9 protein-coding genes and 2 tRNA genes are annotated in these 13,272 nt (G+C 35.1%); 6 read left to right on the top strand and 5 right to left on the bottom strand.

Going from position 1 to position 13,272, the window contains the following annotated elements:
* Positions 1 to 218: 218 nt before the first annotated feature.
* Entirely contained in the window at positions 219 to 3,944 is a 3,726-nt protein-coding gene (locus tag Q0921_RS13165; RefSeq protein ID WP_299257566.1) for a T9SS type B sorting domain-containing protein, read from the top strand.
* 61 nt (positions 3,945 to 4,005) lie between these two features.
* On the opposite strand, the gene Q0921_RS13160 is transcribed toward Q0921_RS13165, so the two are convergent.
* A complete protein-coding gene (locus Q0921_RS13160; protein WP_299257565.1) occupies positions 4,006 to 5,538 on the bottom strand; it encodes an OmpP1/FadL family transporter in 1,533 nt (510 codons plus the stop codon).
* Between the two features lie 32 nt (positions 5,539 to 5,570).
* On the bottom strand, positions 5,571 to 6,641 hold the full coding sequence (locus Q0921_RS13155; protein WP_299257562.1) for a hypothetical protein: 1,071 nt from the start codon (positions 6,639 to 6,641) through the stop codon (positions 5,571 to 5,573).
* A gap of 99 nt (positions 6,642 to 6,740) precedes the next feature.
* Here Q0921_RS13155 and proS point away from each other — a divergent pair, with 99 nt between their 5' ends.
* From proS to rpsT, 4 genes are all read left to right on the top strand, one after another.
* Positions 6,741 to 8,219 (top strand): proline--tRNA ligase, encoded by a 1,479-nt coding sequence (gene proS / locus Q0921_RS13150; protein ID WP_299257560.1) that lies wholly within the window; start codon positions 6,741 to 6,743, stop codon positions 8,217 to 8,219.
* An 80-nt stretch (positions 8,220 to 8,299) separates the two neighbouring features.
* Positions 8,300 to 8,371: transfer RNA gene (locus Q0921_RS13145), tRNA-Glu, on the top strand.
* 68 nt (positions 8,372 to 8,439) lie between these two features.
* Positions 8,440 to 8,511, top strand: a tRNA-Glu gene (locus tag Q0921_RS13140).
* Positions 8,512 to 8,546: 35 nt separating this feature from the next.
* Positions 8,547 to 8,795 (top strand): 30S ribosomal protein S20, encoded by a 249-nt coding sequence (rpsT, locus tag Q0921_RS13135; RefSeq protein WP_299257558.1) that lies wholly within the window; start codon positions 8,547 to 8,549, stop codon positions 8,793 to 8,795.
* Positions 8,796 to 8,910: 115 nt separating this feature from the next.
* Here rpsT and Q0921_RS13130 read toward each other — a convergent pair whose 3' ends face one another.
* The 3 genes from Q0921_RS13130 to Q0921_RS13120 form a co-directional block, all read right to left on the bottom strand.
* On the bottom strand, positions 8,911 to 10,146 hold the full coding sequence (locus Q0921_RS13130) for a glycosyltransferase (RefSeq protein WP_299257556.1): 1,236 nt from the start codon (positions 10,144 to 10,146) through the stop codon (positions 8,911 to 8,913).
* Between the two features lie 73 nt (positions 10,147 to 10,219).
* Positions 10,220 to 10,999, bottom strand: coding sequence for a C4-type zinc ribbon domain-containing protein (locus Q0921_RS13125; protein ID WP_299257554.1), 780 nt, complete (start codon positions 10,997 to 10,999; stop codon positions 10,220 to 10,222).
* Positions 11,000 to 11,002: 3 nt separating this feature from the next.
* Positions 11,003 to 12,097, bottom strand: a complete 1,095-nt coding sequence (locus Q0921_RS13120) for a Nif3-like dinuclear metal center hexameric protein (protein WP_299257552.1) — start codon at positions 12,095 to 12,097, stop codon at positions 11,003 to 11,005.
* 109 nt (positions 12,098 to 12,206) lie between these two features.
* On the opposite strand from Q0921_RS13120, the gene lpxK reads away from it, so the two are divergent.
* Entirely contained in the window at positions 12,207 to 13,214 is a 1,008-nt protein-coding gene (gene lpxK / locus Q0921_RS13115) for a tetraacyldisaccharide 4'-kinase (protein ID WP_299257550.1), read from the top strand.
* The last annotated feature ends 58 nt before the right edge of the window (positions 13,215 to 13,272 follow it).

Here is a 13,272-nt window from a genome sequence, read left to right as displayed (position 1 = left end):
GCTATTATGATCTGATAATATGTGTATTTTGAGGTTTTGCTAAAAGGAAATTCTCTTATTCTTGAATTGTAACTGTATCAATTAAAAGAATCAAAAATCTAATTATTTAAATTTTATAATAGTATTTCTTAGGGTTTCTCTTTGTAAGATTGTTTTATATAGGAATGCTTTGAGTTTAAGAAATAGTAACAGTTTTATCATTGATTTAAATGTTGGTAATGATTAAGAGAACACCTACGCTAATATTGTTTTTATGCCTTTTTATATACACTAATCTGAGTGTAGCGCAAGGTTCGGTTTGCGCAGATGCGATTGGAGATGATGGTGCTGATCCATTTTGTAGTGCTACAGGTATTGTTTTTCCTAATTGTAATAGCTCTAATAGTAGTTGTGTGAATAGTTCGGAAGTTGGTCCTAACTATGGTTGTTTAACGACACAACCTTTTCCTGCGTGGTATTATTTACAGATAAATGATACAGGAAATTTATCTTTTACGATCTCTCAATCTTCTAACGAAGATGGTACTGGAACCCAATTAGATGTGGATTTTATATGTTATGGTCCTTTTCCTGATCCGATTTCTCCTTGTACTGCACAATTAACAGCGGCTAGCACGGTGGATTGTAGTTACTTGCCCGATGCTGTTGAAAGAATGGATATTGCCGGTGCAACAGCTGGTGATTTTTATTTGGTATTAATCACCAATTTTTCTGGAAGTCCTGGTTTTATTAATTTTCAGCAAACAGGAGGAGCTGGTTCTACTGATTGTTCTATATTAGAAGCTACTCTTGGGCCAAATCAAGACATTTGTGGGTCTACCCCTGTGATTTTGGATGGAGAATCAGATGGGGCTGTTCGTTACGAATGGTCGTTGTTTAATGAAATAACGATGGTATTTGATGTTATTTCAGGAGAAACGAATCCAACTTATACGGTAACTACAACAGGAAGATATCAGCTACTTATCGAAGATATTGATGGAAATACAGAAACAGATGAGATAGTAATTACTTTTTACACTGAACCAGTGGTTGCTAATACACCAATGGATTTGATGTCTTGTGATGACGATGGAAATGGTTTTGATACTTTTGATCTTACTCAGAATTCTTCTGTTATTATTGGAGGGCAAGATCCTACAGAATTCACAGTGACATATCATTTGACTCAAGCAGATGCAGAGAACTATAGAGGTGCTACAAGTGATAATATTATAGCTAATCCGGATACTTTTGTAAATACTGTTGCTGATCAAACAATTTGGGCTAGAATTGGCGGGACGAATCAGATATGCTTCGAGGTGACATCTTTTGTGTTAAGAGTATATCAGAATCCAGTAGCAAATGTACCACAGGATATAGAGTTATGTGATAATGATCTTGATGGTAGCGATACTAATGGAGCTATAGAATTTGATTTTTCTAATATTGCAACGGAGGTTTTGGGAACACAGAATGCTGCTGATTTTTCTGTTTCTCTTTATGAGTCTCAAGTTGACGCTGATGCTGGGGTTATAGGCACAACATTACCTAATAATTATACAAACACTTCGAATCCGCAGATCATATATATAAGGATAGAAAATGTATTGGAGCGAAGTTGTTATGAGACTACAAGTTTTCAGTTAATTGTTAATCCTCTTCCAGTGGTTTTGCCTATAGTATCTTTGTTGCAATGTGATGATGATACTGATGGTATTTCCTTGTTTAATTTATCCGAGGCGAATGTTTTGATTTCTGGGAATGCTTCAAACGAGACTTTTACGTATTACTTAACGGAAATTGCGGCAATTAATGAAGATGTAACTAGTCAAATTGTAAATTTCACAGTGTATCCTAATCCCACACCGATAACTAGTACAGTTTTCTCTAGGATAGAAACTAATGATGGTTGTTTTAGAACTGCTCAGATTGATTTGGTGGTTTCTGCAACCCAGATTCCTGCTAGTTTTAATCTTTTATATAATGAATGCGATACTATTGATATAGATAATGATGATGCTAATGGAATTGCAACTTTTGATTTTAGTAGCGCAACAAATCAGGTAGAGGCATTGTATCCGCCTGGTCAAAGTTTAATTGTTACCTATTATGAAAATTTAGCAGATGCATTAGCAGAGGAAAATGAGATTGTTGACCCTTCAAATCACAGAAATGATGCATCTCCTTTTGTTCAGGATTTATATATAAGAGTGGATGATGGGACTGATAATGAATGTTTAGGTTTGGGGCAACACATACGATTAGAAGTGAATCCATTACCGTTAAATAATCCGGTATCTGATTTTATTTTGTGTAGTAATGATGCTAATCAGGCAACATTTGATTTAACAGAGAAAGATTCTGAAGTAATTGGAACACAAACTGAAGTGTTATTGATAAGCTATCATAGAACAGAAGTAGAAGCAAATAATAATACAGGAGCTATTGTGGGGTTATTTACAAATCAAACGAATCCGCAGACCATATGGGTTCGTGCTCAATTTGATGAAAATAATAATGGTGTTGGAGATGCTGACGAGTGTTTTAGAGCTACTATTTCTTTTGATTTAGGAGTGCTTCCTAATCCAGAATTAACAGACCCGGATCCTATTGTATTGTGTAGTGATCAGGTAAATACAGTATATGACTTAACGGTAAGAGAGAGTCAGATAGCAGGGAGCGCTACAAATATTACATTCACCTATTATGAATCTCAAGCTGATGTAGATATAGATAATGCTATTACTGATCCAGTTGGATATATTAGTATGATGCAGATAAGAGATATTATAGTGGTTGGTAGAGATGACGACAATGGTTGTGTTTCTAATGTTACACTGCGGTTACAGACTATTTTATATGATGCTTTTAATCTAACTCCAAGTGTATTAGAAACATGTGAGTTGGATGAAGCTGGTATTGCAGTCTTTGATCTTACCGAAGCTACACAAGATATTCTTAATTTAAATGACACCGACGCGTCAAATGATTTAAGTGCTTCTGATTATGATATTCAATATTACGAAGTTATAGAGGATGCTCAATCGGGTAACGCAACTACAATAGTATCTCCTTCCTCATATCAAAATATACAAGAGTTTGATCAAACGGTTTATATTCGTTTTGATCCTTTAGTGAGCGGGAATGATTGTTTTAGGGTAGTTCCAGTTCGATTGATTGTCAATGAGCTACCGGATTTTATGTTAGAAGAAGAGTACGTTATTTGTCTTGAAAATGATGGAACGGTTATTAATTTAACGCCAACAGATGTAATTGATACAGGTTTAGCTGATACTATTTATGATTTTCAATGGTATGTGGGTGTTACCACAACAGCCGGAAATGAAATTCCTGGTGAAACAGAATCGATTTATAATCCCAATACACCAGGTCAATATTCTGTTTTAGTGACAAATATCCAAACTGCTTGTGTTTCATCAGTATCAACAGTAGTTATAGAATCATACCCTCCACAACAAGAAGATTTTACTGCAGAATTAGTTTCTGGTGCTTTTTCGGATAATGCTACTATTCAGGTAATAGTTGGTGTTGGAGCGATCGGAGAGTATGAATATAGATTAGATAGTGGCGATTGGCAAACTTCTACAGTGTTTACTAGGGTGAATAGAGGAGAGCATGTTATATATGTTAGGGATGTGCGTATGTGCGGTGAGATAGAGTTACCAGTAGAATTTGTAGTAGATTATCCAAGATATTTTACACCTAATGGAGATGGTTTTCATGAAACTTGGGGGATTGTTGGTAATGATAATGTTCAAATTAATGGAATAGTAATTTTTAATAGATTCGGAAAGTTGCTAAAAGACTTAGGTGCTTCTGGAGAATGGGATGGAACTTATAATGGAAACCTGCTCCCATCCAGTCAATACTGGTTTAAAGTTCAGTATACTGAAAGTGGAATTATGAAAGAATTTAATGCTAGTTTTTCATTGATACGATAGATATCATAAAAAAAAGGAGCTGAAATAATCAACTCCTTAAATTTTTCAATGCGACTTGTTGTTATAAATTTAAACCTAACGTGAAGGTAAGATTATCTCTATAGCTATCTATAGATGCGAAATTAGTGAAACTGGAGTTAGGGTGAAATTCTTGATTACGTTGTTGCTCCGAATAGTCGTAAGCGATATCGAATTTTACTTTTCCGAAGTTATAGCCTATTCCTAGAGATAGCCCGGTTCTTTCTCCGAGGATGGATTCGTTCTTGTATGGGCTTTCTTCGTACCTATAACCTCCTCTAAAACTCCAATTACCATTTCTTAATTCTCCACCTATTCTAAGTGTAGAAGCACCTTGTAAAGTGTTTTCTATTTGTCTATTTAAATCAGAAAAATTTGCTCCTTCATCAGAGTCAAATTCTGTAGATGAATAATCTTTATACGAATAATCTAAGCTAATTAGTCCTCGTTTTCCAAATAATACTGCAATACTCCCGGTTGCTCTTGCTGGAGTGCGCAGTTGGTACTCTGGAAAGATATTTATGACGTTAGGGTCTACTAAAACTCTACCATTAGCATTACTAAAAGTTTCTAGGCGTTGTGTTGTTTCTTCTTGGATATAGTACCAGGTTGGTGATTCGAATGAAGCACCTAGTCTAAGCATATTAGATACTTTTAGGATACCTCCAACTTGTGCAGAGAAACCAGCTCCAATTGTGGATAAACGATTTGTAAATAGTATTTCATTAATAGAACTTCCGGCATTATTATTTCCTTCAAAAAAATCGGTTACTCTATCATAGTTAATGAAGTGAGAATTGAGGTTGACTCCTATATAGAATTTATCGTGTATTTGTGCTCCTCCATTTACAGTAAATTTCCCGTTTAATCCAGTGCTTTCATAATAGTAATCTTGTACAGCTGGATTGTTAATATCACTTACCACGGCAGAAGAATAAGAGGTGTTATTTGGGTCATTTGGGTCATCAGCTACTATGATGCCGCTTTGATTTCCTAAAAAAGCTTGTTGATATCTAAAACCATCCGCACCACTATTTTCTCCTAGGTCTATATAAACATCTTGAACTGTTTCATTGCCAGTAATTGGACCTATCGATGATAATGGAACTCCTTGTGCTTCTCCTAAGAAATATTCAGCTATAGAATTGCTACTACGACCAAAAACAAAAAGCTCATCCGCAAAATCTGTTGTCTGATCGTATGCGATACTTAAGGATAACTTATTTAAGCCTGAAGACTCACTTCCATTATTATATACAAAAACAGCTCCGATTTGATTGAAATTAAGGTTAGACGAAGAAGCCGTACTGACACCATTTAGGTAACTAGCATCATTTTGAATGTTTGATGTAGAAAGTGTAATTGAACCTGTAGAGCCTAGAAATACTGCAGATCCTGCAGGGTTTATTTGTAGTGCAGACATGTCACCTCCTAGAGCGCCAAAAGCTCCACTCATTCCTCTAAAGCGAGCGGTTCCTAAAATATCCTGTTGAGAATACCTTAATGCATCAGAGATGTCCTGAGCGCTCAAAAAAGACATGGATAGTACACCTATGAATAAAAATATCTTTTTCATATATGAATTATATTCTTTGATTAATGTGAATTTTATCCTCTTCCTCCTCGACTTCTAGAGGATCCTCGACTTCCACCAGAACGAGATCCGCTACTGCGACTAGAACTACGACTTCTGGTAGCGCTATTAGAACTTCTGCTTCTGCTAGAGCCAGAATAATTTCTCGTTCCGGAACTACTTCTTGATCTACTTCCGCTATTATATGTTCTTGTGCCGCTTCTATTAGAAGAGCTGGATCTTGATCGAGAATATGTGTTATTGTTTCGTGATCTTGTCCCATTTGAGTATGCGGAGTTTCTTGTTCTTCTATTGTTGTCGGCAGAAATTCTTCTTCTGTTATTATAAGAATTTCGGTTGTTATATGAACTGTTACGAGATCTATTATTGCTATTATATGCTCTAGACCTGTTATTGAAGGCACCACGATTTCTATAATTACTTGCATATGCATTCCTAAAACCTCTATTTCTAAAACCTCTATTGTATGCAATTCTATTTCTTCCGTAGAATCCAAAACCATTGTTGTAATAAGGTGGGCACCAAAATCCACCACCATACCAGTAAGGATTTCCCCATCCGAAGCCAGCATTCCATCCCCAGTTGTTCCAGCCTAAACCAAATCCATTACCCCAACCAGCATTCCATCCCCAGTTGTTCCAGCCTAAACCAAATCCATTACCCCAACCGGCGTTCCATCCCCAGTTGTTCCAACCGTTATCTATAATGTTTATGGATATTTCATCACTATTGCTACCCCAAGTAGGTTGTCCGCCTTCATAATTCTGAGCAATACCAGTGGTGTCAGAAGGGTTGTAATTTTCGCTAGAATAAGAATCTACATCCGTAAAAATAGCGTCCTGCTCTATAGCATTATCAATCTGAGCTGATTTTTCTGAGAAATAATTAGAGTAATAATTAGACGCCGTCCCAGTTTCTGTTCTGGTAGGTTGAGGTTCATAGTTTCTTTGGCTTCTTCTTTCACCATAAATGCCATCATCATAAGATACATAGTCATATGAACCACAAGATGTCAACATAAGTAGAGAGGCTGTGAGAAAAATCCCAACAGCTCCTTTTTTTTGAAAATAATTTTTAAGTCGCATATCTCCTTATTTTATTGTTGAACAATACAAATTTAGTTAGTTTTGCGCTAACTATTTTTTATTTAACAAAGTCACAACATTTGTGCCAAATAGCAGGTTATGAGCAAAAATCTAACAAAACGTAGTGAGGATTACTCTAAATGGTATAACGAATTGGTCGTAAAGGCTGATTTAGCTGAGAATTCAGCGGTAAGAGGGTGCATGGTAATTAAGCCCTATGGATATGCAATTTGGGAGAAAATGCAAGCTGAATTAGATCGAAAATTTAAGGAAACAGGTCATCAAAATGCATATTTTCCTCTTTTTGTTCCCAAAAGTCTGTTTGAAGCTGAAGAAAAAAATGCGGAAGGCTTTGCAAAAGAGTGTGCAGTAGTAACTCATTATAGATTAAAAACAGATCCAGAGAATCCTTCGAAATTAATAGTAGATCCAAAAGCTAAGTTGGAAGAAGAGCTAATTGTTCGTCCTACTTCTGAGGCAATTATTTGGAATACTTACAAGGGCTGGGTTCAATCATATAGAGATTTACCTATTTTAATAAACCAATGGGCGAATGTAGTAAGGTGGGAGATGAGAACACGCTTGTTTCTTAGAACGGCTGAGTTTTTATGGCAAGAAGGTCATACAGCTCACGAAACAAGACAAGAAGCGATTGCGGAAACCGAACAAATGAATAACGTGTATGCTGATTTTGTGGAAAATTTCATGGCTATCCCGGTAGTTAAAGGAAGAAAAACAGAAAGTGAACGTTTTGCTGGTGCAGAAGATACATATTGTATCGAAGCGTTGATGCAGGATGGTAAAGCATTACAAGCAGGAACATCGCATTTTTTAGGACAGAATTTTGCAAAAGCATTTGATGTGAAGTTTACTTCTAAAGAAGGAAAGCTTGATTATGTTTGGGCTACATCTTGGGGGGTGTCAACCAGATTGATGGGCGCGCTGATTATGACCCATAGTGATGATAATGGATTGGTTTTGCCTCCTAGTCTTGCTCCGATACAAGTTGTGATTGTTCCGATATATAAAGGGGAAGAGCAATTGAGTCAAATTTCAGAAGTCGCAAATGAGTTGGTTAGAGATTTAAAAGCGAAGGAGATTTCTGTAAAGTTTGATAATAGAGATACTTATAGACCCGGAGCTAAGTTTGCTCAGTATGAATTACAAGGTGTTCCATTGAGAATAGCAATTGGTCCTAAGGATTTGGAAAAAGGAACGGTAGAACTAGCACGTCGTGATACCTTATCGAAACAATTTGTAAATAAAGATGAAGTTGTAAGTACTATCGAGTCTTTGCTTACTGAAATACAAGAAGGTTTACATAAGAAAGCAACAGAGTATAGAGACGATCATATTACAGAGGTTTCTTCTTTTGATGAGTTTAAAGATGTTTTAGAGAATAAAGGAGGTTTTATATCGGCTCATTGGGACGGTACTATCGAAACTGAGCAAAAGATAAAAGAATTGACTAAAGCAACCATACGTTGCATTCCTTTTGATGCTAAAGAAGAAAATGGGGATTGTGTATATAGTGGTAAGCCTTCTAAAATGAGGGTGTTATTTGCTAAAGCATATTAAGTTTTAGAAAAAAATAAAATAACTCTTGCGCCATTAAAAAATAGTTGTATTTTTGCATCCGCAATTAGACAAACAACTATGGCCCGTTCGTCTATCGGCTAGGACGCATGGTTTTCATCCATGTAAGAGGGGTTCGATTCCCCTACGGGCTACGATTAAAAAATTAATTGCAAGTTTATGGTTAAATCTATAAATTTGCAATCCTTGGAAAAGGAAAAAAGGCCCGTTCGTCTATCGGCTAGGACGCATGGTTTTCATCCATGTAAGAGGGGTTCGATTCCCCTACGGGCTACGAATTTTATAATAAAGAAATTTAACAAAGAAAAGATGGCAAATCATAAGTCAGCATTAAAGAGAATTAGAAATAGTGAGACTAAGCGTCTTAGAAACAAATATCAGCATAAAACAACGCGTAATGCTATCAAAAAATTACGTGAAGCGGATAAGAAAGAAGCTGAGACTTTGTTTCCTTCTGTAGTTTCTATGATTGATAGATTGGCAAAACGCAATATTATCCATGATAATAAAGCAGCTAATGTAAAATCTAAATTAGCTAAGTACGTAGCAGCTCTTTAATTAGAAAAGAGTTTTAACGATATTTATAGCTTCTTCACTTATGTGAGGGAGCTTTTTTTGTTGTTTAGTAATGAAAAAAGAAAGGTAGGGTTGCATATGATTAGGCTAGGGTATTCTATTTGTTTTTCTCCTCAATCCATCGCGACATAAATTCGGTACTTCGCAATGTGTGGTGTTGTAACATGGATCCTATGAAGTTTTTAGTGCGATAGTTTTCTAGGTTATTCTGTAGTTCTATTATATGTTGAATAAATTGATTGCTATATTTTTCCTTCAGAAATAGTGTATTCACAATTTCTATTCCATTTTGTTGTGCTTGGTTCCAGATGTTTTGATTGTTGTATAGTTTTATGGCAGCATCTGCAAATTCTTCTGGTTTGTCCTTTATAAAACCATTCCAGTCAGAGTCTTCTCCAAGCATACCTTCTGCTCCAATTGTTGAGGTGATGCTAGGAGTTCCGCACAGCATTGCTTCGACTAATTTTCCTTTGATTCCTGCTCCAAAGCGCAAAGGAGCAAGGCATACACGAGCTTGTTTCATGACCTCTTGCGCATTTTTTGCCCAGCCCTTGATATGAAAACCTTGCTTCGGATTGTGTAATTGTGTTGCTTTTGGAGGAGGGTAGGCGCCAAATATGTGTAATTCTACTTCAGGTAATTGTTTTCTTATTAACGGCCAGATGATTTCTTTAAGGTATAGAACGCTATTCCAGTTCGGTTCATGACGAAAATTCCCTATAGTTATAAAATGATTTCTTTTATTAAACAAGGGCCATTTTTGTTTTGTTTCTTCTGTAATTGGGTCTAGGAGAAAAGGTAGGTGATATGCCAGATTTTTGTCGATGTTGAATACTTGTTCTAATAAGTTTGTTTCGAAATTAGAAATAATTAAAGAGAGGTCACAGCGATAGATGCTGGCAATTTCTCTTTTTGTAATGTTACTATTTTTTAAATCTGAATAGTTAAATGTGGTTCCTGCTTTAAATGTTTCTTGCCTAGTTTTGCGAAGACTGTGTAAATCTTCGGTATTTAAAATTCTAAGAGTATCTGGAAGGTGTTTAGCAACTCTCCATCCAAATTGTTCTTCTGTCATGAATCTATCGAACATGACAATATTGGGGTTTAATTCATTTATGAAGTTATCAAAATTGTTATTATTAATTTCGATATTGGCTTTAGTGACGCCAAGTGTTTCGATGTTGTGCATGTGATTACTCTCTGCTGCTGCGCTTGCAAAAGTAATTTTCCAGCCTTCGGATAAGAATAATTGTATTAATTGCAACATTCGGGTTCCAGCTGCCGATGAATTAGGTTCTGGCCAGACACTGCCTATAATAAGAATGTTGTTCATCTGTAGTTTTTATAGAGAATAAAAAAAGCCTCAGAAATTTCTGAGGCTATAATATTATATAAAAAAAATAAATTTAAGACAGTTTAGAAAACATTGTCTCCATTTTTTCTTTTTCTTCTTGTGCTAAAGCTTGATCTACTAAGATACGGCCACTATGCTCATCAGTAATAATCTTTTTGCGAGAAGCAATCTCCATTTGAACTTGAGGAGGGATTGTGAAGAAAGAACCTCCAGAAGCTCCACGCTCAATTGGTACAACTGCTAGTCCATTCTTTACATTATTTCTGATTCTGTTATAAGCAGCTACTAATCTTTCTTCTATTTGTTTTTGAAAATCTTCAGACTTAGCTATTAAAGCTTGTTCTTCTTTTTCGGTTTCTGCAAGAATGGCATCAAGCTCACCTTTTTTGTGGCTAAGATGCTTGTTTCTTTCAGAAAGACGTTCTTTAGTCTGATCTATAATCTCATTTTTCTGAACGATCTGTACTTTAAACTCTTTGATATGCTTGTCGGATAACTCAATTTCTAGCTCCTGAAACTCTATTTCTTTACTAAGAGAGTTGTATTCACGATTGTTTCGTACATTTTTCTGTTGCTCTCCGTATTTTTTGATTAAAGATTTAGCTTCTTCGATTAGGTTTTTCTTAGTCTTGATACTTTCGTCGATAGTTTCAAGATCTGTGTTTAATTTTTCTAATCTTTTGTTTAATCCGGCTACTTCATCTTCAAGATCTTCAACTTCTAATGGAAGCTCTCCACGCACGTTTCTAATCTCATCAACTCTAGAGTCAATTAATTGCAAATCGTATAATGCTCTTAATTTTTGCTCAACAGTAACTTCTTTCTTTGCCATATTTTAGATGTATTGAATGGGATTGGTGTTTTTATCCGATAAAATGATTGCAAAATTACTGATTTTTTTTCTAAGATAGCTAACAATTAAGTTTTTTGTGTACTGCTCACTTTCATAATGACCGATATCTGCAAGAATAATCTTATTTTCTGCTTCATAAAACTGGTGATATTTAAGATCAGCTGTGATAAATATATCTGCCCCAGCGTTTTGGGCGTTTTTAATTGCGAAACTACCACTACCTCCTAATACAGCAACTTTTCTAATTGGTTTGTCGAGTAAGGCAGAATGTCGGACACAGCCTGTTTGGAAAATTTCTTTGATATGTTTTAGAAATCCAGTCTCATTCATTTCTTTAGGTAGCTCTCCAATCATACCCATACCTATATGTTGGTTTTTATTTTCTAAAGTTGTGATTTCATAAGCAACTTCTTCATATGAGTGGTTGTCAGTTAAAGCTTTTAAGATTCTATTTTCATTATGCTTTGGATATGTAATCTGTATCTGAGTTTCTTTTTCTTGATGAGTTTTTCCAATTTTTCCAATAGAAGGGTTTGCGTTTTCCGAAGCTCTGAAAGTTCCAGTTCCTTCTGATGAAAAACTACAATGATCATAATTACCAATAGTGCCAGCTCCAGCATCGAATAGTTTAGATCGTAACGAATCAGCTTCTTTATTCGGGGCAAAAGTGACTAACTTTTTTATGTTTCCGTTTTGCGGAATTAAGATTCTTCTATTTAATAATCCGAGTTGTTCACAAATCATATCATTTACTCCATGCAAGGCATTGTCTAGTGCTGTATGGATTGCGTAAATAGCTATGTCATGTTTGATTGCTTTCATAACCACACGTTCTACATAATTATTGCCGTTAAATTTTTTAAGGCCTTTGAAAACTATTGGATGGAAGCTAACGATAAGATTGCAGTTCTTTTCTATAGCCTCGTCTATGATAATTTCTAAAGTGTCTAGTGTAACAAGAACCCCTGTAACAGTTGTGTTTTTATCCCCAACTAATAACCCTATGTTGTCAAAATCTTCAGCGTAATTGGATGGAGCTAAAGTTTCAAGGTGTTGTATGACCTCTTTAATCTGCATTTGTGAATGTTTTTAAATATAAATTGAATGTAAAAAAACTTTTGCCAATAATCAAAGTTTCGTTTTATACATTTGTCATTATAAAATTATAAATAGTAAGTATAAGCGTTTGAATATATTACGAAAAATACTTTTTCCAATTGTTCCTGTCTACTATTTCGTGACTTGGTTGCGCAATAAATTGTATGATTTAGGAGTAAAAAAATCAGTTTCTTATGATTTTCCGGTGATCGCCGTGGGTAATTTGAGTGTTGGTGGAACTGGGAAATCACCTATGGTTGAATATCTTATCCGATTGCTAAAGGATAAAGTTGTGTTAGCAACACTTAGTAGGGGATATAGAAGAGAAACTAAAGGTTTTCATGAGGTGAAGGTTGATGCTACAGCGAAAGAGGTGGGAGATGAGCCATTACAATTTAAAACTAAATTTACTAACGTTACGGTGGCTGTTGATGAAGATAGACGTAATGGTATAAGGAGTTTAAAAATGCAGAATTCTAATCTTGAAGTTATTTTGTTAGATGATGCTTATCAGCATCGTAAAGTAAACGCAGGATTTTACATTTTACTTACTCCGTATTATGATTTGTATTGTAATGATATTATGTTGCCTACAGGAAATTTAAGAGAACCTAGAATTGGTGCAGATCGTGCGGATATTATTGTGGTTACTAAATGTCCAAATAATTTAGGAGATGAAAGTATAAAGGAAATTGAAAATAAATTAAGAGTAAAACCTTCTCAGATCTTGTTATTTTCCACAATTGATTATGGAGATAGTATTATCAGTGCGTCAGACAAGCGATCATTAGATATGCTTAAAAAAACTTCGTTTACCTTAGTTACCGGAATCGCTAATCCAAAACCTTTAATAGATTATTATCATTCTTTAGGTCTTAAATTTAATCACATTAATTATCCTGATCATCATAACTTTACAGATGTTGAACTTGATGAGTTAAAAAAGTGTACGTTCATAATTACTACGGAAAAGGATTATGTGAGGTTAGCTCCTAATTTTTCTGAAGACGTATTATGGTATCAACCAATAGAGATGAAATTTATCAAAAATCGAGATGTTTTTGATAATAGCATATTGAGTTATATAAAAAAATAAGGTCTTACTTTTGTTGCCTCATTTTATATATTCTACTAACTCAAACAAAGAAAATAAA

It is taken from the genome of uncultured Aquimarina sp., assembly GCF_947496855.1.
Taxonomy (GTDB): Bacteria; Bacteroidota; Bacteroidia; order Flavobacteriales; family Flavobacteriaceae; genus Aquimarina.
The sequence above is the reverse complement of the archived record's forward strand: the minus strand, read 5'-3'. Positions and strand labels throughout refer to the sequence as shown.